The 21,324-nt window shown below is 73.0% G+C and carries 21 protein-coding genes and 2 pseudogenes; 10 read left to right on the forward strand and 13 right to left on the reverse strand.

Going from position 1 to position 21,324, the window contains the following annotated elements:
- The first annotated feature begins 104 nt into the window (after window positions 1-104).
- The 4 genes from IPT68_RS07630 to IPT68_RS07645 all read left to right on the forward strand — a co-directional run bounded on the left by IPT68_RS07630 (window position 105) and on the right by IPT68_RS07645 (window position 4,619).
- A complete protein-coding gene (locus IPT68_RS07630; RefSeq protein ID WP_189699499.1) occupies window positions 105-1,346 on the forward strand; it encodes an exo-beta-N-acetylmuramidase NamZ family protein in 1,242 nt (413 codons plus the stop codon).
- 610 nt (window positions 1,347-1,956) lie between these two features.
- A complete protein-coding gene (locus IPT68_RS07635) occupies window positions 1,957-2,559 on the forward strand; it encodes a hypothetical protein (protein ID WP_189699500.1) in 603 nt (200 codons plus the stop codon).
- A gap of 185 nt (window positions 2,560-2,744) precedes the next feature.
- Window positions 2,745-3,476: a 3-keto-5-aminohexanoate cleavage protein gene (locus IPT68_RS07640; RefSeq protein WP_189699594.1), complete on the forward strand. Its 732-nt coding sequence runs from the start codon at window positions 2,745-2,747 to the stop codon at window positions 3,474-3,476.
- A 75-nt stretch (window positions 3,477-3,551) separates the two neighbouring features.
- On the forward strand, window positions 3,552-4,619 hold the full coding sequence (locus IPT68_RS07645) for an RNA ligase (ATP) (RefSeq protein ID WP_189699501.1): 1,068 nt from the start codon (window positions 3,552-3,554) through the stop codon (window positions 4,617-4,619).
- A gap of 54 nt (window positions 4,620-4,673) precedes the next feature.
- On the opposite strand, the gene soxR is transcribed toward IPT68_RS07645, so the two are convergent.
- Window positions 4,674-5,195: a redox-sensitive transcriptional activator SoxR gene (gene soxR, locus IPT68_RS07650; protein ID WP_189699502.1), complete on the reverse strand. Its 522-nt coding sequence runs from the start codon at window positions 5,193-5,195 to the stop codon at window positions 4,674-4,676.
- Between the two features lie 119 nt (window positions 5,196-5,314).
- Between soxR and IPT68_RS07655 the strand changes: the two genes are divergently transcribed.
- The gene (locus IPT68_RS07655) at window positions 5,315-5,776 is read left to right on the forward strand and encodes a MaoC family dehydratase (protein WP_189699503.1); all 462 of its coding nucleotides are present in this window, start codon (window positions 5,315-5,317) and stop codon (window positions 5,774-5,776) included.
- On the opposite strand, the gene IPT68_RS07660 is transcribed toward IPT68_RS07655, so the two are convergent.
- From IPT68_RS07660 to IPT68_RS07670, 3 genes are all read right to left on the reverse strand, one after another.
- Window positions 5,767-6,408: a TetR/AcrR family transcriptional regulator gene (locus tag IPT68_RS07660; protein ID WP_189699504.1), complete on the reverse strand. Its 642-nt coding sequence runs from the start codon at window positions 6,406-6,408 to the stop codon at window positions 5,767-5,769. The genes IPT68_RS07655 and IPT68_RS07660 overlap by 10 nt on opposite strands.
- 99 nt (window positions 6,409-6,507) lie before the next feature.
- Window positions 6,508-6,795, reverse strand: coding sequence for a YiaA/YiaB family inner membrane protein (locus tag IPT68_RS07665; RefSeq protein WP_189699505.1), 288 nt, complete (start codon window positions 6,793-6,795; stop codon window positions 6,508-6,510).
- Window positions 6,796-6,854: 59 nt separating this feature from the next.
- A complete protein-coding gene (locus IPT68_RS07670; RefSeq protein ID WP_189699506.1) occupies window positions 6,855-8,006 on the reverse strand; it encodes an acyl-CoA dehydrogenase family protein in 1,152 nt (383 codons plus the stop codon).
- Between the two features lie 88 nt (window positions 8,007-8,094).
- Between IPT68_RS07670 and IPT68_RS07675 the strand changes: the two genes are divergently transcribed.
- The 3 genes and pseudogenes from IPT68_RS07675 to IPT68_RS07685 all read left to right on the forward strand — a co-directional run bounded on the left by IPT68_RS07675 (window position 8,095) and on the right by IPT68_RS07685 (window position 10,146).
- Entirely contained in the window at window positions 8,095-8,736 is a 642-nt protein-coding gene (locus IPT68_RS07675; protein ID WP_189699507.1) for a TetR/AcrR family transcriptional regulator, read from the forward strand.
- Between the two features lie 122 nt (window positions 8,737-8,858).
- A pseudogene (locus tag IPT68_RS07680) lies at window positions 8,859-9,098 on the forward strand (transcriptional regulator); the annotation flags it as partial.
- 106 nt (window positions 9,099-9,204) lie between these two features.
- Entirely contained in the window at window positions 9,205-10,146 is a 942-nt protein-coding gene (locus IPT68_RS07685; protein ID WP_373300648.1) for a DMT family transporter, read from the forward strand.
- Here IPT68_RS07685 and IPT68_RS07690 read toward each other — a convergent pair.
- From IPT68_RS07690 to IPT68_RS07705, 4 genes and pseudogenes are all read right to left on the reverse strand, one after another.
- Window positions 10,138-10,371: pseudogene (locus IPT68_RS07690) on the reverse strand (MFS transporter); the annotation flags it as partial. The gene IPT68_RS07685 and the pseudogene IPT68_RS07690 overlap by 9 nt on opposite strands.
- A 276-nt stretch (window positions 10,372-10,647) precedes the next feature.
- Window positions 10,648-11,733 (reverse strand): Zn-dependent alcohol dehydrogenase, encoded by a 1,086-nt coding sequence (locus IPT68_RS07695; protein ID WP_189699508.1) that lies wholly within the window; start codon window positions 11,731-11,733, stop codon window positions 10,648-10,650.
- Between the two features lie 14 nt (window positions 11,734-11,747).
- A complete protein-coding gene (locus tag IPT68_RS07700; RefSeq protein WP_189699509.1) occupies window positions 11,748-13,136 on the reverse strand; it encodes an aldehyde dehydrogenase family protein in 1,389 nt (462 codons plus the stop codon).
- A gap of 103 nt (window positions 13,137-13,239) precedes the next feature.
- Window positions 13,240-13,698, reverse strand: coding sequence for a DUF3574 domain-containing protein (locus IPT68_RS07705; protein ID WP_189699510.1), 459 nt, complete (start codon window positions 13,696-13,698; stop codon window positions 13,240-13,242).
- A gap of 196 nt (window positions 13,699-13,894) precedes the next feature.
- Between IPT68_RS07705 and IPT68_RS07710 the strand changes: the two genes are divergently transcribed.
- Both IPT68_RS07710 and IPT68_RS34595 read left to right on the forward strand, forming a co-directional pair.
- A complete protein-coding gene (locus IPT68_RS07710) occupies window positions 13,895-14,455 on the forward strand; it encodes an SMI1/KNR4 family protein (protein ID WP_189699511.1) in 561 nt (186 codons plus the stop codon).
- A gap of 79 nt (window positions 14,456-14,534) precedes the next feature.
- Window positions 14,535-14,663 carry a hypothetical protein gene (locus IPT68_RS34595; protein WP_265583927.1) on the forward strand — a complete coding sequence of 43 codons (129 nt, stop codon included), beginning with the start codon at window positions 14,535-14,537 and terminating at the stop codon, window positions 14,661-14,663.
- An 18-nt stretch (window positions 14,664-14,681) separates the two neighbouring features.
- Here IPT68_RS34595 and IPT68_RS07715 read toward each other — a convergent pair whose 3' ends face one another.
- The 5 genes from IPT68_RS07715 to IPT68_RS07735 form a co-directional block, all read right to left on the reverse strand.
- Window positions 14,682-15,923 carry an MFS transporter gene (locus IPT68_RS07715; RefSeq protein WP_189699512.1) on the reverse strand — a complete coding sequence of 414 codons (1,242 nt, stop codon included), beginning with the start codon at window positions 15,921-15,923 and terminating at the stop codon, window positions 14,682-14,684.
- A gap of 40 nt (window positions 15,924-15,963) precedes the next feature.
- Window positions 15,964-17,418, reverse strand: a complete 1,455-nt coding sequence (locus IPT68_RS07720) for a CitMHS family transporter (RefSeq protein WP_189699513.1) — start codon at window positions 17,416-17,418, stop codon at window positions 15,964-15,966.
- A gap of 134 nt (window positions 17,419-17,552) precedes the next feature.
- Window positions 17,553-19,805 (reverse strand): molybdopterin-dependent oxidoreductase, encoded by a 2,253-nt coding sequence (locus IPT68_RS07725; RefSeq protein ID WP_189699514.1) that lies wholly within the window; start codon window positions 19,803-19,805, stop codon window positions 17,553-17,555.
- A 179-nt stretch (window positions 19,806-19,984) separates the two neighbouring features.
- Window positions 19,985-20,602, reverse strand: a complete 618-nt coding sequence (locus IPT68_RS07730; RefSeq protein WP_189699515.1) for a TetR/AcrR family transcriptional regulator — start codon at window positions 20,600-20,602, stop codon at window positions 19,985-19,987.
- Window positions 20,599-21,186 (reverse strand): hypothetical protein, encoded by a 588-nt coding sequence (locus IPT68_RS07735; protein ID WP_189699516.1) that lies wholly within the window; start codon window positions 21,184-21,186, stop codon window positions 20,599-20,601. Before IPT68_RS07735 ends, IPT68_RS07730 begins: the two co-directional genes overlap by 4 nt.
- Window positions 21,187-21,324: the final 138 nt, after the last annotated feature.

Genomic DNA, 21,324 nt, shown 5'->3' on the forward strand with positions numbered 1-21,324 from the left:
GGGTGACGGCCGGGCCGAAGTCCGGCCCGGTTCGTTCCCGTGGCGGCCCGGGGCCGCTAGCGTGCGTGAGCATGACATCCGCCCGCGATCACGGAGGCCTCCGTATGAAGCTGTCCAGACGCAGCCTGCTCGCCACCACCACCGCGGCGGTCGCGGCATCGGCGGCCCCGGCGGCGGCCGCGTCCACAGGCGGGGGTCGCCGGCTGCGCACCGGATTCGAGCGCCTCGCCGCCGAAGGGTACGCGCTCCTCGACGGCGACCGCGTCGGTGTCGTCACCAACCCGACCGGCATCACCAGGGACGCCCGCCACATCGTCGACGTGATGCACGCCGACGACCGGGTGAACCTCACCGCCGTCTTCGGCCCGGAGCACGGCTTCCGCGGCACCGCCCAGGCCGGCGGCTCCGAGGGCCGCCACGACGACCCGGCGACCGGCCTGCCCGTCTACGACACCTACCAGAAGAGCGGTCAGCCGCTGGCCGACATCTTCACGGCGTCCGGCGTGGACACGGTCGTCTTCGACATCCAGGACGTGGGCGCGCGCTTCTACACGTACATCTGGACCCTGTACGACTGCATGGAGGCGGCCCGGCTCGCGGGCAAGCGCGTCGTCGTGCTCGACCGGCCCAACCCGGTGACCGGGGTCTCGGCCGAAGGGCCGGTGCTGCACAGGGAGTTCGCCACCTTCGTCGGCCGGCAGCCGATCTCCCAGGCGCACGGCATGACGGTCGTGGAGCTGGCGCTGCTGTTCAACGAGGAGTTCCTGCCCTCGCCGGTCCCCCTGGACACCGTGCGCATGACCGGGTGGCGACGGTCGGAGTTCTACGACGCCTCCGGTCTGCCGTGGGTGCCGCCGAGCCCCAACATGCCGACGCCCGACACCGCTCTGGTGTACGCGGGCACGTGTCTGTTCGAGGGCACGAACCTCTCCGAGGGGCGTGGCACCACCCGCCCCTTCGAACTGCTCGGCGCGGAGGGCGTCGACCGTCGTTGGGCCGAGGCGGCGGGCGAACTCGGCCTGCCCGGCGTGCACTTCAGGGAGGCGTACTTCGCGCCCACCTTCTCCAAGTTCCAGGGCCGGACCATCGGCGGCGTCCAGTTGCACGTCCACGACCGGGCGGCGTTCGACCCCGTCCGCACCGGGATCGCCCTGCTGATCACCGCCAAGCGGAGCTGGAGCGGCTTCGCGTGGCGCTCGGACAACTGGATCGACAGGCTCACCGGCTCCACGCTCGTCCGCACGATGATCGACGCCGGGGCGGGCACCGACGACGTCGTGGCGGGGTGGCAGCAGGAGCTGACGGCGTTCCGGGAGGTGCGCGGCCAGTACCTCGTGTACCGCTGAGCCCTTCGCCCGGGGCCTAGGTGCGAGCGGGTCCTGGACCCGCTCCGTACGGTGCTCGGCGAGCGGGTCCTGGACCCGCTCGCCGAGCACCGTACGCATGCATGTGTCGACATAGCCGCACACCCGCCGCACCCGGCCGCTGCCGAAGGCGGCGACCTGGCGCGATGCGCCGGAGCACCCTCGGACGATCGTCACGTCACCGCGGCGGGACACGCCGGCGAAGAGGGTGCGGTTGCCGTGGTCGTCGGCCGCCGCTCGGGACAGCGGGGACAAAAGACCGGCAATCAGGACGCATACGGAAGCCGTCTTCAGGAACCCGTGGGATGTGTGGGGAGTTCTCCCTCTGTCGAGCGCGTCGCGTGGGGTGCGCCGTGGCAGGGCGGCTCCTCCCGAAACGGGGCGGTCCGGGCGTCACCGCCGGTTGTCCCCGGCCCGGAGGGTGAACACGCGTCACTTGCACGGGACGCACGGACCGGCGGAGGCGGTCGTCGTCGCACGGAGGACATCGGATGGAGCCGAATCGCTGGTCGATACGTCTATTCGTCGACGTCCGTACGACGACGCCGAAGTGACCGAAGTACAGGTGCAGGTGTGACGGAGGTGCAGGGCGATGGCCGGTTTCCGGAGTCTGGCGAGACAGGTACGCGACCCCCGGTGCGATCTGGCGCTACGGCGCTATTCGCTGCGCAAGTGCCTTGAGCGGTTCGCCCCCTACGGGCACAGGGCGACCTGGGACCACTTGTGCACCCGGGCCGGGTTCGGCCCGGAGGACCGTTCTCCCGATCCGGCGCGGCTCGTGGCCGCGTTGGAGGAGCTGGAGGAGGCGCGCGCGGTGTGGCTGGCCTATGAGGTCGACTTCGCCGAACGCCGTAAGAAGGAGAAGCACGACGGGCTGCGCCGGCCGGGCACGGTGGACGACTGGCACCGGCTGACCTGGGGCGGTTTCGGGGTCGCCTGGTGCGACGACCCCGAGGTGCACCCGGACGAGCCGCTGGCCGAGGTGCTGCGGCGGCTGATCGCCGCGCTGGAGCGCGAGCCCGGATCGACGTGCCCCGTGTGCGCCGGGGAGCGTCTGATGTGGAAGTACGACCTGGACCACGAGCCCTCCTCGGGTCCGGTCTGCACGGACTGCGGAATCCTGGTGCCGCGCCCCGTGCTCACGCCGGAGGCCCTGGCGTACGCCAGGCGCGAACGGCTGCTGATGTCCGCCTGACCATGCCGCGAGCGCGACGAACGGGGGAACGGGGGTGCGCAGCGGGCCTTTGCCCGACGCCGCGGACCGACCGGGGGTGCGCAGGGGATGCCGCACCCCCTGAACGACGGACGACTTTACCCGCACGCGGGCGGGCACTGCCCGGGCTTGTCCGTGGCGGCCGGCACCATCGGGACGTGGTGAGCATGCAGGTGTGTCTCAACGGGACGCGCGGGGCCGCCGACGGTACGAGGGTGCCGTTGACGCCCGAGGCGATGGCGCGGGACGCGGCGCGAGCGGTCGCGGCCGGGGCCTGCGACGTCCATGTGCATCCCAAGACACCGTGCGGACACGACTCGCTGTCCCCGCGCGTGGTGGCGCCGGTGCTGGAGGCGATCCGGCGGCGGGTGCCGGTGCCGGTCGGGGTGACCACGGGCGCGTGGGCCGAGCCCGATCCGGCGGCCCGGCTGGAGCGCGTGCGCGGCTGGACGGTGCTGCCGGACCACGCCTCGGTCAACTGGCACGAGCCGGGTGCCGAGGAGCTGGCCGCCGCGCTCATCGACCGGGGCGTGGGCGTTGAGGCCGGCATCTGGTCCGGGACCGACGGAGCGGCGCGGTTCGCGCGCTCGCCGCTCGGCCCGAAGGTGCTGCGGGTCCTCGCCGAAGTGACCGACCCCTCGCCGGACACGGCCGGGGCGAGCCCCCGCCGCCTGCTGGACGACGTCGGCTCCGCCTTCGGCCGGCCGGTGCTGCTGCACGGCCAGGACGGCGGCGCCTGGCCGGTGCTGCGGCTGGCGGGGCGCCTGGGGCTGGCGACCCGCATCGGCCTGGAAGACACGCTGACTCTGCCGGACGGGCAACAGGCCGCCGACAACGCGCGGTTGGTGGCCGAGGCGCTGCGGGAGTACGCCGAGGCCCGGGACGCTAGCAGCCGGTAAACCGCTCGCACCAGCCATTTCGGACCCGGACAGTGGGAGGCGATGAAACACAGCTGAGGAACCGAGGAGTCCCGCATGTCGAGGCTGCGCGTCACCGCCGAAGTGCTGACCGTCCACGAGCATCCGAACGCCGATGCGCTGGAGCTGGCCCAGGTGGGCCTGTACCGGGCCGTCGTCGCCAAGGACGCGTACCGCACCGGCGACGCCGCGCTCTACATTCCCGAGCAGGCCGTGCTGCCGCAGGAGCTGATCGATGAGCTGGGGCTGACCGGGCGGCTGGCGGGCAGCAGGTCGGACCGGGTCAAGGCGGTACGGCTGCGCGGTGAGCTGTCCCAGGGCATCGTGTGCCGGCCGAGGGCGCTGGCGGACGTCGACCTGGCCGCCGCCGCGACGGCCGGGACCGACTTCGCGGAGCGGCTGGGCGTCACCAAGTGGGTGCCGCCGGTACCGCCCACGATGAACGGCGACGTCGAGCCGGCGCCGGACCTGCTGCCCTGGGTCGACATCGAGAACGTCCAGCGCTACCCGGACATCTTCACGCCGGGAGAACCCGTGGTGCTGACCGAGAAGCTGCACGGCTCGGCCTGCCTGGTGACGTATCTCGCCGACGAGGAACGGGTGTTCGTCTCCTCCAAGGGCTTCGGGGCGAAGTCCCTGGCGCTGCGGGAGGACCCGCGCAACCTGTACTGGCGCGCGGTGCGCGGGCACGACGTGGCCGGGGCCGCGGCGCGCCTAGCCGAGCGGCTGGGGGCACGGCGGGTCGGCATCTTCGGTGAGGTGTACGGCGCGGGGGTGCAGGACCTGACGTACGGCGCGGACGGGCGGCGCGACACGCTCGGGTACGCCGTGTTCGACGTGTCGGCGGAGATCGACGGGCAGGTGCGGTGGCTGGACGCCGCGGAGCTGCTCGACGGCGAACTGCCCCTGGTTCCCCGCCTGTTCCACGGCCCGTACGACATCGGACGGGTGCTGGAGTTCGCCTCGGGCCGCGAGACGGTGTCCGGGCGGGAGCTGCACCTGCGGGAGGGCGTGGTGATACGTCCGGCCGTGGAACGGTACAGCCCGGTGACCGGGGGCCGGGCGATCGCCAAGGCGGTGAGTCCGGCGTATCTGACGCGGAAGGGCGGCACCGAATACGAGTGACCCCCGGGGGTGCGCGCCCCGGCGTCTCGCGGGGTGCGCGCGCCTCTCCTCCCGTCAGAGGCTGTCCTCCGGCTCCGGCTCCGGCTCCCGGCCGCGCGGCGCGCGCGGCGGGGCGGTGCCGGGGCGTTCCACCAGCAGCCGCGAGCCCGCCAGGCGTTCGCCGAAGACGTCGTCGGGGTTGGACAGGACGCAGGTGTCCAGCGAGAGGCAGCCGCAGCCGATGCAGTCCGTGAGGTGGTCGCGCAGGCGGTTGAGCTGCCGGATCCGCTGGTCCAGCTCCGAGCGCCAGGCCTCGGACAGGCGGGCCCAGTCGTCCCGGGTGGGGGTGCGCTCCTCGGGCAGCTCGGCGAGGGCCTCACGGATCGTGGCCAGCGGGATGCCGACGCGCTGGGCGGCCCGGACGAAGGCGACACGGCGCAGCGTGTCGCGGGTGTAGCGGCGCTGGTTGCCCGAGGTGCGGCGGCTGCTGATCAGGCCCTTGGCCTCGTAGAAGTGCAGGGCGGAGACGGCGGCGCCGCTGCGCGCGGCGAGCTGGCCGACCGTGAGCTCGTGGATCTTCTCGGGAAGCTGGGGCACCTCGCGAAGCCTACCGAGTCGGTGACGGGCCGGGTCCGTTGACAGGGGCCGGGGCCGCCACCATGCTAAGCAGTTGCTTAGACATATGCATCTGACTGCGCTACGCGGGAGGCCGGGACATGGCAGAGCCGAGGATCTTCACGTCCGTCGACGAGCTGAAGGCGGCGGTGGGCGAGCAGCTGGGGTACTCCGACTGGCTGGAGGTCGACCAGAAGCGGATCGATCTGTTCGCCGAGGCCACCGGTGACCACCAGTGGATCCACGTCGACCCGGAGAAGGCCGCCGCCGGCCCCTTCGGCACGACGATCGCGCACGGCTACCTCACGCTGTCCCTGCTGCCGCTGTTCGGGCCGCAGCTGATCGGCGTCGAGGGCGTGCGGATGGGCGTCAACTACGGCACCAACAAGGTCCGTTTCCCCGCCCCCGTCCCGGTCGGCTCCCGGCTGCGCGCCACCGCGACGATCACCGGCGTCGAGGACGTGACCGGCGGCGTGCAGGTTTCCGTCGCCTTCACCGTGGAGCGCGAGGGCGGCGACAAGCCGGTGTGCGTGGCGGAGTCGGTGGCGCGGTACTACCTCTGAGCCGCCGGGGGCTTTCGCACGCCCACCATCCGCAGCACGAGGTCGGCGTAGAGCGCGCCGACCTCGTCGGGCGTCCAGGGCCCCTCGATGTTGAACCAGCGAGCCACGTCGATGCACAGCGACAGCACGGCGAGGGTGGTGCCCCGCACGTCGAGCACCTCGAACTCGCCCGAGGCGACGCCGTCCTCGATGATCGCGCGCACCTCGGCGTCGCACCGCCGGCGCAGCGCGAGGATCTCCGCGCGGGCCTCGGGGCCGAGCGAGTCCAGCTCGTACTGCACCACGCGTGCGGTGGTGCGCCCCCCGGCGTGCCAGCGGACGAAGGAGCTCACCGCGTCGGCGAGCCGGTCGGTGGCGGTGCCCTCCCGCCGGGCCGCCGTGCGCAGGATGTCCAGGGCCCGCTCGTGACCGATCCGGCTGATGCGGTGCAGCAGCTCTTCCTTGGTTTTGTAGTGGATGTAGAGCGCGGCCGGGCTCATCCCGGCGCGGCCCGCGATGTCACGGGTCGTCGTGGCGTGGTAGCCGCGCTCGGCGAAGGCCTCCACGGCGGCGACCAGCAGTCGCCGGGCCGCCTCAGGGGTGACCTCGGCCCACGGCGTCTCGCCGCCGGCCGTCTCCTCCGCCGTACTCATCGCTCGCTCGCCCCTCTCGCCGACCAGAGGCACCACCATACCGCCGAAGCTGAGCGGGCGCTTAGTGAGGCCGCCCGGGATCAGGGCGGACGCGCGCCCTCAGAGCTTTTCGAAGGGGTCGTGCTGGGCGAGCAGCTTGTCCAGCCGCGCCTGGTCGACCCGGCTGACGAGCTGCCCCGCTTCCTGCCGGTCCCGCACGACCTTGGCGAGCGTGAAGGCGGACGTGACGAGGTAGAGGACGGCGATCCCGAGGAAGGCCCGGACCCAGGGGTCGGCCTCGAGCTGGAAGATGCCGATGGCCGTGGCGGCCAGGGCGATGGCGAACGATGCCACGGCCTGGCCGTGGAAGGCGGCCGTGCTCTGCTGCTTGACCGGTGTGTCACTCATGGGGAACAGGGTCGGCGGAGGAGGCGCCCGCCACATCCGCCGAGGTACTCAAAAGATACTCAGAACGCCGACACCCCCGTCAGCGCCCGCCCGATGAGCAGCTTCTGGATCTGGCTCGTGCCCTCGTAGAGGGTCATCACGCGGGCGTCGCGGAGCAGCTTGCCCGCGGGGTACTCGTCGATGTAGCCGTAGCCGCCGAAGACCTGCAGGGCGTTGTTGGCCGCGCGCACGGCCGCCTCCGAGGCGAAGAGCTTGGCCTTGGAGGCCTCGGTGGTGAAGGGCAGGCCGCGGTCGACCAGGTCGGCGACCCGCCAGGTCAGCAGGCGGGCCGCGTCGACGTCCACGGCGATGTCGCTGATCAGCTCCTGGACGAGCTGGTGGTGGGCGATGGACCTGCCGAACTGCTCGCGCTCCCCCGCGTACCGGACCGCCGCGTCGAGCGCGGCCTGGGCGATGCCGACGCAGCCGGCCGCGACCGACATCCGCCCCTTCGCCAGAGCGGACATCGCCACGGAGAACCCCTTGCCCTCCGGGCCGAGCATCGCGGAGGCCGGGACCCGGACGTCCTGGAGGACCAGTTCGGCGGTGGCCTGGCCGCGCAGCCCGAGCTTGCCGTGGACGGTGCGGCGGGTCAGTCCGGGCGTGTCGGCCGGGACGAGGAAGGCGGATACGCCCTGGTGGCCGGGGGCGTCGGTGGACCGGGCGAAGAGCAGCACGACGTCGGCCCAGGTGCCGTTGGTGATGAACATCTTTGTGCCGTTGATGACGTAGTCACCGCCGTCGCGGACCGCGCGGGTCGTGAGGTTCCCGGCGTCGGAGCCGGTGCCCGGCTCGGTGAGGCCGAAGCAGCCGACGTACTCGCCGGAGGTCAGCCCCGGCAGCCAGCGGCGCTTGTGCTCCTCGCCGCCCCAGGCGGCGACGGTCTTGGCGACCAGGCCGAGGGAGACGGAGACGATGCCGCGCACGGAGGAGTCCCCGCGGCCGAGTTCCTCGGTGATCAGGCAGTACGCGAGGTGGTCGCCGCCGCTGCCGCCGTACTCCTCGTCGACGGTCAGCCCCAGGAAGCCGACCTCGCCGAGCTTCTTGACGATCCCCCGGTCGACCTCCTCCGCGCGGTCCCAGGCGATGACGTGGGGGGCGATCTCGCGGTCCACGAAGTCCCGGGCGAGCTGCCGTACGGCGTTCTGCTCCTCGCTGAGCTCCAGGTTCACGTCCGGTCACCCCACAGATCGAGGCCCTTGAAGGGCGTACATTTTAATTAGCACTGCTAGTTTCTTGCTCCGCCCTACTATGTGCGCCATGGCCCGACCGCGCAAGCCCTTGCTCAGCACCGACCGGATCGTCGCGACGGCCCGGACGCTGGTGGACACGGAGGGGCTCGCGGCCGTCTCCACCCGTCGGCTGGCCGCGGAGCTGGGGGTCAGCGGGCCGTCGCTGTACAACCACTTCCGCACCAAGGACGAGATCCTGGAGGCGGTCGCGGACTCGGTGAGCGCGCAGGTCGACCTGTCGATGTTCGAGGACGGGCGGGACTGGCGAACCGCGCTGCACGACTGGGCGGTCTCCTACCGGGCCGCCCTGCGCGACCACCCGAACATCGTCCCCGTGCTGGCCCGCGGGCCCGGCCGTCGCCCGGCCGCGCTGCGGCTGGCGGACGCGGTCTACGGCGCGATGGTCGAGGCGGGCTGGCCACCGGCGCAGGCCACGTCCATCGGCGCGCTGATGCGGTACTTCATCATGGGCTCCGCGCTCGGCTCGTTCGCCGGGGGCTTCGTGACCGACGAGAGCGCGTACGACCCCGCCGACTATCCCCACCTCGGGCAGGCGCACCTCCTCGCCGAGCGGCAGGACAAGATCGACGAGCGGGCCTTCGAGACGGGGCTCTGCGCGCTGCTGGACGGGTTGGCGCAGCAGTACGAGCAGGTCGGGCGGACCGCGTAGGGACGTCCGGGCTCCCGGCAGCGGGCGAGCATCCGACCGCACGGCCCGGAGCGCTGAGCGCCGACGGGCTCCCGGTGTCGACGGTCGGCCCGGCCCGCGGGTGGCCGGGTGACGAGCGGGCCACCGGGTTCGTGCTCACGGTCGCCGGAGTGCGCTGGTTCGCCGACGCGGGCATCGCCCTCGGCCGCACCGGCCGCCGCCCGCCGGCCCGCGCCTGCCTGGACGGGACCGAACGCCGCCCGTATCTCGCGGGGCTCGCGGGCGCGGCCTTGTGCCGGCACGCCCTCACCACCGGCTGGTGCGTGCGCGTCGGCTCCCAGCGGGCGGTGAAGGTGACACCCGCGGGCGAGCGCGCGCTGTAGCGGCTGCTCGGCATCGAGCCGGCCGCGCTGCGCTGAGCCCGGGCTCCGCCCTCCGCGTCCGTAATCCGCGAGCTTCCCTCCCCCTCCCCCGCTTAGCCTCTGGAGCATGATGAGCGTCTCACCCCGTACCCCGCTGCTGGCCGCCGGCGCCGCCACCGTGACCGTCGTGCTGTGGGCCTCCGCCTTCGTCTCGATCCGCAGCGCGGGCGCCGCGTACTCGCCCGGCGCGCTGGCCCTCGGGCGACTGCTGTCGGGAGCCCTCGTGCTGGGGGTGTTCCTCCTGGTGCGGCGGGAGGGGTTGCCGCCGAGGTCGGCCTGGCGCGGCATCGCGATATCGGGCGTGCTGTGGTTCGGCTTCTACATGGTCGCCCTCAACTGGGGCGAACAGCAGGTCGACGCCGGTACGGCGGCCCTGGTGGTGAACATCGGCCCCATCCTGATCGCGCTGCTCGGCGCCCGGCTGCTCGGCGATCCGCTGCCGCCGCGGCTGCTGGCGGGCATGGCGGTGTCGTTCGCCGGTGCGGTGACGGTGGGGCTGTCGATGTCCGGCGAGGGCGGCTCGTCGGTGCTCGGGGTGGCGCTGTGCCTGCTGGCCGCGATGGCGTACGCCGGCGGGGTCGTCGCGCAGAAGCCGGCCCTCGGACGGGCGAGCGTGCTGCAGGTGACGACGTTCGGCTGCCTGGTGGGGGCGGTGTGCTGCCTGCCGTTCTCCTGGCAGCTGGTGACCGAGGCGGCCGGCGCTCCGCTGTCGGCCACCCTGAACATGGTCTACCTGGGCGTCTTCCCGACCGCGCTCGCCTTCACCACCTGGGCGTACGCCCTGTCGCGCACGACCGCCAGCCGTATGGGCGCGACGACGTACGCCGTTCCCGCCCTGGTCGTGCTGATGTCGTGGCTGGCGCTGGGCGAGGTGCCCGGGCCGCTCACGATGGCGGGCGGGGCGCTGTGCCTGGCCGGGGTGGCGGTGTCGCGGTCCCGGCCGCGGTCCGCGGCGCCGACGAGCGAGCCGGTGTCGCGGACCGAACGGGAGGCCACCACGTCAGCGTGACTTCGCCCGGCCCGACAGGACCATGATGGACAGCAGCGCGATCGCGGACAGCGCGACGACGTAGCCGGACACGGCCATCGACGTACCGGTCGCCCCCATCAGCAGCACCATGACGAACGGGGCGAGTCCGCCGCCGCCCACGGCCGCGATCTGGTGGCCGAGCGAAGCGCCCGTGCAGCGCATCTCGGGCGTGAACAGCTCGGCGAACAGGACGGCCTGGGGGCCCGGACGGTATGGACGTCAACGGGTTGTGCGGCAGGAGTTTCGCGGGCCCGCGGGGCGCCCCCGCGGGGCGCCGTTCGCGGCGGGTCCGGGCTGGAAGACGGCGCGCGCCCAGCTGTAAGAGGCGCGCGCCCTGCTCGGACATGGTGCGCCCGTTCGGGGACGTGCGCCCGGCCCGGGACGGTCCGCGCCCGGCTCGAAAACGCCGAGCGCCCGGCTCGTACGTCGAAGCCCGCCTCGTACGGCGAGTGCCCGTTCCCGAGGCGGCGCGCGGGCGCGCTAGAAGACGACCAGCGCCCGGCCCCCCTTGCCCGCCAGCATGTTGTCGAAGGCCGCCGGAATGCCGTCCAGCGCGATGCGTTCCGTGACCAGTGCCGACAGGTCCAGGCGGCCCGCGCGGATGTGCTCGGCCAGGACGGGCAGGTCCCGCTGCGGGTCGCAGTTGCCGTAGACGCAGCCCGAGAGGGTGCGGCCCCAGTGGAAGATCTCCAGGGCGTTGAAGGTGACCTGCTGGTCCTTGCCGCCGATGCCGACGACCGTCGTGCGCCCGCCGCGGCGGGTCGACTCCCAGGCCGCGCGGATGGTGACCGCCCGCCCGACGCACTCCACCGCCACGTCGACCCCCTGCTTGTCGGTCAGGGCGCGGATGTCGCGGGCGGTGGTGTCGGAGGCGACGACGTAGTCGGTGGCGCCGGCCCCACGGGCCAGCTCCTCCTTCTCCGCGGAGACGTCCACCGCGACGATCCGCGACGCGCCCGCGATCCGCGCCGACTGCAGCGCCGCCAGACCCACCCCGCCGACGCCGAACACCGCGACCGTCTCGCCGGGCCGGACCTGCGCGGAGTGGTGCACCGCCCCGTAGCCCGTGAGGACCGCGCAGCCCAGGAGCGCCGCGTCGGTCAGGGGCACGCCCGGCGGCGCCGGCAACGCGCAGGAGGTCGGCACCACCGTCTCCTCGGCGAACGCGGCCACGTTCAGGCCCGGGTACAGCTCGGCACCGTCGGACGTGCGGTGGGCGTGGACGGCGGCGGAGCCGTTCAGGGCGTTGGCGCACAGCCACACCTCGCCGCGGGCGCAGGCGGGGCAGTCGCCGCACGACGGGGCCCAGTTGAGGACGACGCCGTCGCCCGGCGCGAGGTGCGTGACCCCTTCGCCGACGGCGACCACGGTGCCCGCGCCCTCGTGGCCGAGCACGGCCGGGACCGGCAGGCGCATGGTGCCGTTGGACAGGGAGAGATCGGAGTGGCACACCCCGGCCGCGGCGAGACGGACCCGGATCTGGCCGGGGCCGGGCGCGGGAAGGTCGATCTCCGTGACCTCCAGCGGGGCACCGACAGCCGGAAGGACGGCGGCACGCACAGCCATGACAGTGAACTCCTTCAGAACTGGAGGGACTTGGTCTGGAGGTACTCGGCCAGGCCGTGCACGCCGAGTTCCCGGCCCACGCCGGACTGCTTGTAGCCGCCGAAGGGGGCGAGCGGGTTGAAACGGCCGCCGTTGATGTCGACCTGACCCGTCTCCATCCGGCGCGCGAAGGCCACCGCCTCCGCCTCGTCGCCCGCCCAGACCGCGCCGGCGAGCCCGTACACCGTGCCGTTCGCGATCCGCAGGGCGTCCGCCTCGTCCTCGTACCGCAGGATCGACAGGACCGGCCCGAAGATCTCCTCCTGCGCGATGGTCATCTCCGGCGTGACGTCGGCGAAGACGGTCGGGCTGACGAAGTAGCCGCGCTCACGCGGCGGCTCGACGCCGCCCGCGACCAGGCGGGCGCCCTCGGCCACGCCCTTCTCGATGTAGCCGCGCACCCGGTCGCGCTGCCGGGCGTTCACGAGCGGCCCGATGCGCTCGCCGTACTTGGCGGCCGCGGCGACGGCCAGTTCCACGGCGGCGGCGTACTGCGAGGAGTGCACGAGCATGCGGGTCCAGGCGCTGCACGTCTGCCCGGAGTTGGACATCACGTTGGCGACGCCGACGTTGACCGCCTTGGCCAGGTCGGCGCTGGGCAGGACCACGTTGGCGGACTTGCCGCCCAGCTCCAGGGCGACCTTCTTCACCGCGGCCCCCGCCGTGGCGGCGATCCGGCTGCCGACCGCCGTGGAGCCGGTGAAGGAGACCAGGTCGACGTCCGGGTGCTCGGCGAGGGCCTGCCCGGCCACCGGGCCGAGGCCGGTGACGAGGTTGAAGACACCGGCCGGGACGCCCGCCTCGTGGACGGCCTCCGCGAACGCCTGCGCGGTCAGCGGGGTGTCCTCGGCCGGCTTCAGGACGACCGTGCAGCCCGCGGCGAGCGCCGGGGCGACCTTGGCGACGATCTGGTGCAGGGGGTAGTTCCAAGGCGTGATGGCGCCGACCACGCCGATCGGCTCGTGGTGGACGGTGGAGTTGCCGACCTTCTCCTCGAAGGCGTGCGTCGCGGCCAGTTCGGCGTACGAGCCCGCGACCGCGATCGGCGCGCCCAGGTGCACGGCCTGTGAGAAGGGCAACGGCGAGCCCAGTTCGGCGGTGATCGTCGCGGCGATCTCGTCCTTGCGGGCGGCCAGCACGTCGCGCAGGGCCGCCAGGCGCGCGGCCCGCTCGGCGGGCGGCGTGGCGGACCAGGCCGGCAGGGCGGCGCGGGCCGCCCGCACGGCCCGGTCGACGTCCTCGGCGGAGCCCGCGGGGACCCGGTCGATGATCTCCTCGTCGGCCGGGTTCACGACCTCGATCACGTCCCGGCCTGCGGCGGGCCGCCAGGCACCGTCGATGTACATCCCGTCCCGGGCCTTCATGGCCCACCTCCCGAACAGCGGCGTCGTCGGGGACCCAAACTAGCGGCGATAGTTTTTTCGCGCCAGGGCCCGCCGAGAGGCTACGGCAACCCCGCCGACCGGCTCAGAAGTCGACCCGCACGCGTTGGTCCACGCGCCCGACCGACTCCTGGCCGAAGGCCTTCTCGTAGTCCCGGCGGATCTCCTCGATCCGCCGGTCACGGCTCGCCGCCTCGCCCACCGGGTAGAGCAGGACGAGCTCGTACGACCGCTCCTTCCCGATCGTGCCGCCGGCGTGCCGCCACTGCCCGCGTCCGCTCTGCACGGTCAGCCCGTCCGGGAAGTCCGGCGTCACTTCCTCGTCGACGAAGGCCATGAACTGCCGGTCCGTCACGACCGGTCCGCCGCCGGGGCGTGCGGTGCCGAAGAGGAGGCGGGTCTCGGCGTACGGTTCGCCGCGCACCGGGGTCGGGGCGGCGGGGCCCTCCTCGCCGAGGGTGGCGTACGCGGTGGGCGCGCCGACGGCGAGCAGGGCCGCGACGGTCGCCACCGCGAGGCGGGTACGGGTGGGTTGGAGAGTCATGCCCCTTCCCTACCGGGCTCCGCACCACGGGATACGCCGGCCGCGCCGCAGGACGGGCAATCCGTGGGCCGTACGGGAGCCTGAGGGGCGCACAGGGGGGGTGGGCGGGGGCGTGTGAGCGGGCTCCGGTGGCGGGAACGCCCGGCTGGCGCCCGGCTGGAGCCGCTGTCACCGCCGGGTGATATCCATGGGCCGCATGAACACTGATCAAGCCGACCCTGATGAGCTCGCGGCGCTTCGTGCGGCGTTCGACGTGGACGACGGGGGCCAGTCGGCGCTCGGCTGGGAGAAAGTGCGTGCCTTCGAGGCGGAGCACGGCATCGTGCTGCCCGAGCCGTATCGGACGTTCGTGGCCGAGATGACCGACGGGTCGTACTCCGGGCCGCCGGAATCCGGGCTGCTCTCGTTGGCGGAGCTGCCCGACGACTGGGGTGACGACGGGCAGGACCGGGACCTGAGCCGGCCTTTCCCGCTGACGGAGAGCTGGCTGTGGGAGGACGACCCGAGGCCGTCCGAGGAGATCGACCCGATCCTCGATCAGGTCTTCGACCATGGCTCGATCGTGTTGGGCACCGATGGGTGCGCCATGAACTGGCATCTGATCGTGACCGGCCCGCACCGTGGACACATCTGGTTGATCACCGACGTCGGTGCCGGACCCTTCGGGGCGGAGTTCGGATTCACGACGGCCGAGCCGGGATTCGCCGGCTGGGTCAGGCACTGGGCGGCCAACAAGCCCTGGTACGACATCGCCTGAGAACTCCGTGCGGGCCGGCGCCGCCTGGCCGAGTGGTCCCTGACCGGCGGCAACCGGGTGAGCCGCCCGCGGATTCACGGTGCCGACCGGCGGCACCGCCGCCGGTGTGTTCTGCACCCACGCGTCGGCGGACGACCTCTCCTGGGCCCAGCGGGTGTGGCGATCCCTGCGCCGGGACGGCACCGCCGAAGGGCTTGGTCCGACCTGACGCGCGCTGTCGAGGCTGTCAGGCGCCGTTCCGTTCCCGTCCGCGTGCGGTCGGGAGGGGCGAGGGGCGGCGGTCGGTGGACGGCGTGTCCCCGGCCGGTCGCGTCGGTGAGCGCAACGCGACCCCCGCCGACAGCAGCAACAGCCCGCCGAGCATCACGAACGGTGCCGCCACCCCCGCCACTCCGGCGATCAGACCGGCCGTGGCCGGGGCGGCGACCTGGCCGAGGCGGTTGCCGGTCAGCCGCAGGGCGAGGGCGGTGGAGCGGGCTCCCTCGGGGGCCGCCCGGACGACCGTCGTCATGGAGAGGGGTTGGCCGACGCCGAGGCAGAAGCCGAGCGCGGCCAGGATCAGGGCCAGCACCCACACCGGCACCGGCAGCGCGATACCGGCGCACAACAGGGCCGCCGGCAGACAGCTCAGGGTGAGCAGCAGGGTGCGGCCCAGCTTCAGCAGCGGGGTCAGCACCAGACGGCAGGCGATGGTGGCCGCCGCGCGCAGGCTGAGCAGCAGGCCGATCACCGACGGGGCGATGCCCCGATGCTCGCCGACCACCGGAAGGTAGGCGGTGAGGACATCCGTCGCGGACAGCACGGAGAGGCTGATGAGGATGCCGGCGGGGACGCCCCGCGCGCGCAGGATGCCCCACACGGGGACGCGTTCGCCTTGTGCGGTACGGGACTTGGATGGCGTACGACGCTCTGTGCGCCACAGCGACGTGAACGCGACCGCGGCGACCGCGCCCGCGCCGAACAGGGCGAGTGCGCTGCTGCGCGCCATGTCGTGGCCGCCGATCAGCGCTCCGGCCGCGATCGGGCCGACCAGCTGGCCGAGGGAGGCGCCGATGGTGAAGTGGCCGAAGTTGCGGTCCTGTTCGTGCGGGGCGGACTGGCGGGCCACCAGGGACTGGGCGCCGATGACGAAGCTGAGGTGGCCGAGGCCCATCACGCCGCTCCAGACCGCCATCGCCCACAGCGAGCCGGCGAGGCCGCTGAGCGCGCAGCCGCCGGATATCAGGACGACGCCGACGGGCAGCAGGGGCGCGCAGCGGCCGTGGTCGGTACGGCGGCCCAGCGGGACGGCGGCGAACAGCGGGAGCAGGGCGTACACCGCCGCGATCACACCGACCGCCCGCTCGTCCGCGCCCAGCGCCAGGGCCCGGTAGGAGACGGCGGGCCGGGCCATCGACACCGCCCCCTGCGCGCAGCTGAAGGCGATGACGAGGCGGAGCAGCCAGCCGCGGTTCCCACCGGGCCCCATGGTCGTGTCCCTCCTGACGGAGCAGTCGTATGCCGACAGGTCAGATGATGCCGAACAGGATTCCGGCGCCGAGGATCACCAGGCTGGTCAGAGCCGCCCACTTGACGACGAACCGCGTGTGGTCGCCGAACTCGACTTTCGCCATGCCGACCAGCACATACACGGCCGGGACGAGCGGGCTGGACATGTGCAGCGGCTGGCCGACCAGCGCGGCGCGGGCCATCTCCAGCGGTGTGACGCCGTGCGCGGCGCCGGCCTCGGCGAGGACCGGCAGAACGCCGAAGTAGAAGCCGTCGTTGGACATGAAGTAGGTGAGCGGAAGGCTCAGCACGCCGGTGACCAGGGCCATGTGCGGGCCCATGCTGCCGGGGATGATGTCGACGAGCCACTTGGCCATGCTGTCGACCATGCCGGTGCCCTGCAGGACGCCGGTGAAGACGGCGGCGGCGAAGACCATGCCGGAGACGTTGAGGACGTTGTCGGCGTGCGCGGCGAGGCGGGCCTTCTGGTCCGGGATCTCCGGGAAGTTGACGGTGAGCGCGACGGCGGCGCCGATCAGGAACAGCACCGGGATCGGCAGCAGCTCCATGATCATGGCGGTGAGCAGACCGACCGTGAGCAGCGCGTTGAACCAGAGCAGTCCGGGGCGCAGGGTGGGACGGTCGGGGTCGAGGCCCTGGAAGTCGTCGTCCTTCTCGGGGACTTCGGCATCGGTACCGGAGCCGGAGAGGCCCGAGCCGGAGGCGCCCGAGCCGGAGGCGCCCGAGCCGCCGGTGACCTGCTTGACGTCGGCGCCGGAGCCGGTGGCGGAACCCGTGCCGGCGCCGGTCCCGACGAGCACCGTCTCCTTCTCCTCCTCCAGCACCTCGTCCAGCGTCAGCACGCCGAGCCGCCTGCGCTCGCGCAGACCGAGGACGTACGCCAGGGCGATGACGACGACCAGGCCGACGGCGAGGGCCGGGATCATCGGCACGAAGATGTCGCTCGCGTCCAGCTTCAGGGCGGTGGCGGCGCGGGCGGTCGGACCGCCCCACGGCAGCGTGTTCATCACGCCGTTGGCGGTCGCCGCGACACCGGTCATGACGACGAGGCTCATCTTCAGCCGCTTGTACAGCGGGTACATCGCCGAGACGGTGATCATGAAGGTGGTCGAGCCGTCACCGTCCAGCGAGACGATCGCGGCGAGCAGGGCCGTGCCGACGACGATCCGCATCGGGTCGGCCTTGCAGAACCTCAGGATGCCCCGGACGATCGGGTCGAACAGACCGACGTCGATCATCACACCGAAGTAGACGATCGCGAACATGAGCATCGCCGCGGTGGGGGCGAGGCTGGAGACTCCGTCGATGACGTAGTCGCCGAGGTGGGCGCCCTTGCCCACGACCACACAGAACAGTGCGGGGATGAGCACGAGCGCCGCGATCGGCGACATCTTCTTCATCATGATCAGGACCAGGAAGGTCGCGATCATGGCGAAGCCGAGGATGGTGAGCATGAATGGATACCTAACGTTCGCCCTTGAACTCCCACCTGGGCCGGCGGTGGCGACGACGTTAGGTCCCGACAAACGGCGTTAACAAGACGTTGACGTGCGAGCAATAAGCGCAAAACTGCTGGTCACAGCTTTGCTCAGGTCAGAGCGGTGGGCTTTTCGGGCACCGGCACGACTTCCACGGGCACGCCGTTGAGGACCGCGTTGCCGGAGAGCGGGTCGAGCAGGCTGCCGTCGAGCAGCTGGTTGACGTTCACGCCGGGGTCGAGGGCGGCATGCCTGAGCCGGGTGCCGGGGCGGTCGTGCCCCCAGCCGTGCGGCAGGCTGATCACGCCGGGCCGCACGCCGTCGGTGACCTCGGCGGGGGCCGTCACCTCTCGCCCGGCGCCCTTCACCCGGACCGGGGCCCCGTCGCGCACGCCGAGCCGTTCGGCGTCCTCGGGGTGGATGTGCACGGTGCAGCGGTTGGTGCCGCCGGTCAGGGCCGGGACGTTGTGCATCCAGCTGTTGTTGGACCGCAGGTGGCGGCGGCCGACGAGGACGAGACCGTCGGCGCGCTCCGCCATGGCCCGGCGCAGACGCGGCAGGTCGCCGGCGATGGGCGGCGGCAGCAGCTCGATCTTCCCGCCGGCCGTCTTCAGCGGCTGCGGCAGCCGGGGCCGCAGCGGCCCGAGGTCGATGCCGTGCGGATGCGCGAGCAGTTTCTCCAGGCTCAGCCCGTCCGGGCGGGCGCCGAAGCCGTCGCCGTAGGGGCCGAGGCGCAGCATCATGTCGAGCCGCCGCTCGGGGCCGTTGTCGCCGGTGAGCCGGGCGGCGAGGTCCTTCGGGTCCCGGCCGTGCACCGGCGAGTGGGGCTCCGTGACCGCCTTGCCGAGGGTCTGGTCGATGACCATGGCGTCGACGGCGCCGGGGTCGGCGCCGTGCATGCCCGAGGCGGCGAGGACCAGCCGGGCGAGGATCTCGGTCTCCGCCATCCGGCCCGGCGCCGGCGGGACGGCGGGACGGGTGTAGCGGACCTGGTTGCGCACGGCGAGGGTGTTGAAGGCGAAGTCGTGGTGCGGGCTCTGGGACGGCGGGGGCGGCGGCAGCACGACGTGGGCGTGGCGCGAGGTCTCGTTGAGGTACGGGTCGACGCTGACCATGAAGTCGAGGGAGCCGAGAGCCTTGTCGAGCCGGTCGCCGTCGGGTGCGGACAGCACCGGGTTGGCGGCGATCGCGATCAGCGCCCGGACGGGCTCCCCCTCCTCGGTGGCGGTGTCGATCTCCTCGGCGAGAGCGGAGAGCGGCAGCTCTCCCTTCGCCTCGGGGTGCCCGCTCACCCGGGACCGCCAGCGCCCGAGCGCGAAGCCGCGGCCGGGTCCGGCCGGGCGGGGCGTTCTGTCGGTGGCGGCCTGCGGGAAGAGGGCGCCGCCCGGCCGGTCGAGATTGCCCGTGAGGATGTCGAGGACGTCGACGAGCCAGCTGGCGAGCGTGCCGTGGGGGACGGTGCAGCTGCCGATGCGGCCGTAGACGGCGGCGGTGGGGGCGGCGGCCAGTTCCCGGGCGAGGGTCCGTGTCACGTCGGGTTCGACGTCGCAGGCACCGGCGACGGCCTCGGGGGTGAAGTCGTGCAGCGCCTCGCGGAGTTCGGCCACGCCCTGGACATGCGGCGCGAGGTCCCCGAGCGCGACCAGGTCCTCCTCGAAGAGGACCTGCGCCATCGCCGCGAGCAGCAGGGCGTCCGTGCCGGGCCGGATGGCGATGTGCCGGTCGGCGAGCCGGGCGGTGCGGGTGCGGCGCGGGTCGATCACGGTGAGCGTGCCGCCGCGCGCCTTGAGCGCCTTGAGCTTGCCGGGGAAGTCCGGTGCGGTGCACAGACTGCCGTTGGACTCCAGGGGGTTGGCGCCGATGAGCAGCAGATGGTCGGTGCGGTCGAGGTCGGGCACGGGGATGGCGTTCGCGTCGCCGTAGAGCAGGCCGCTGGAGACGTGCTTGGGCATCTGGTCGACCGTGGACGCGGTGAACACGCTGCGGGTGCCGAGGGCGCCGAGCAGGACGGGCGGGTAGAGCGCGCCGGCCATGGTGTGCACGTTGGGGTTGCCGAGGACGACGCCGACGGAGTGCGCCCCGTACCGCTCGACGACGGGCCGGATCCCCGCGGCCACGGCGTCGAACGCCTCCTCCCAACTGGCCTCGCGCAACTCACCGCCCTTGCGCACGAGCGGTCCGCTCAGCCGGTCGGGGTCGCCGTCGACGGCCCCGAAGGAGGCGCCTTTGGGGCAGATGAACCCCTGGCTGAACACGTCGTCACGGTCACCGCGGGCCCCGGTGACGCGGGTCCCCTCGATGGTGAGGGTCAGCCCGCAGGTGGCCTCGCACAGGGGGCAGATTCGCAGGGCGGTGCGGGACACGGGTCCTCCCGGGTCTGGCGGCGACGGCGGCGCACGGACGCGACGAGCATACCGACCGGTACGCATGTTGGGGAGCCCCGGAGCGCGAGGGATGTTCGACCGCGGGACAGTCACTGCGTGTGCATGGAGGGCCCGAACGGGAGGAGCAACGGGAACGCCCGCGCCGCCGGGACGGGCCCTCAGTCCAGGACCCGCCCCAGGTACGCCCGCAGCATCTCCCGCATCTCCGCGATGACGTCCGCGTCCCCCTCCGGATCCACCCCGAACGCCAACCGAACGAGCGCGTCCGCGGTCTCCACGGCGATCAGGAAGGCGCGGCGCAGTTCGGCGTCCGGTTCCCGGGTGAGGTAGTTCGCGAGGAGGTCGGTGAGCCGGTCGGCGACCCGGTAGTTGGGTTCGGCCTGGCGGCTGCCGACGGGGATCTGATTGCCGAAGTCGACGAGCGAGAAGCCGGGCGCGGTGCGCTTCATGGCGAGGTACTCGTCGATCACGGCGTCCATGGCGGCCCGCCAGTCGCCCCGCTCCGCGTTCCGCAGGCGCTCGGTGACGCGTTCGGCGTAGCGCTCCAGGTTGCGCTGCGCGAGCGCGCAGGCCATCTGCCGCTTGTTGCCGAAGAAGCGGTAGACCGAGCCGATGGGGACACCGGCGCGCTCGGCCACCGCACGGGTGCTCAGGGCGTCGTAACCGATCTCGTCGAGGAGGTCGGCACAGGCATCGAGGATGCGCGTCAGGCGTTCGGCGCTGCGCCGCTGGACGGGCGCACGGCGGAGCATGGTCGGATGGGGCACGGGCTTCATGATGCCTTTCCGCCGGGGCCGGGTGAACCGCTACCCCCGGTACGTATCCCCGTGCCCGGCGGACTCGTCGTGGCCGTCGGCTCGCTGCCGGAGGCGGTGATGTCGGCCGTGCGCTCGACGGGCTCGCCGTCGACCGCCCAGACGCTGTCGTCGTCGGCGTACAGCCGCGCGGTGACCTGATGGGTGCCGCGCGGGACCAGCCCCGCGGCCAGGTGGTGCTCAGGGGTGCGCAGTTCGGCGACGGGGCGGCCGTCCAGGAAGAGACGGGCGACGCCCCGGCCGCGCACCGCCGTCGGCGCCGTACCGGCCGGGGAGAGGCGGAAGTCGCGCAGGGTCAGCCGTACGTCCCACCCGGCGCCGGAGGGGTCGGGCTGGACCTCGATGCCGACCTCGGGCGCGTCCGCGCCGCGCACCTCACGGTAGGGCCGCCCGGCCTCGTCGGTGTCGTCCAGCAGCCGCCCCACCGCCGGCGGCGACTCCCCGTTCTTCCGCTCCCCCGCGTCACTGGTGCCGCAGCCCCCGGCCGCGGCCAGCAGCAGGGCACAGACCGCGAGCGCGGCAGGAGATCGACGCGTCCACGACATGCCGGCGAGCGTAGAACACCGGTACGACACCTCGAATCCCCCTGGAGTCTGGTTCTCGTCCGGCCTCCGTCGTCCGCCGAGGGGAGGCCGCACCTCCCTCTTGCGCCGGGGCAACCGCAATCCTACGGTGGACCATAG

The organism is Streptomyces chromofuscus (genome assembly GCF_015160875.1).
Classification (GTDB): Bacteria; Actinomycetota; Actinomycetes; order Streptomycetales; family Streptomycetaceae; genus Streptomyces; species Streptomyces chromofuscus.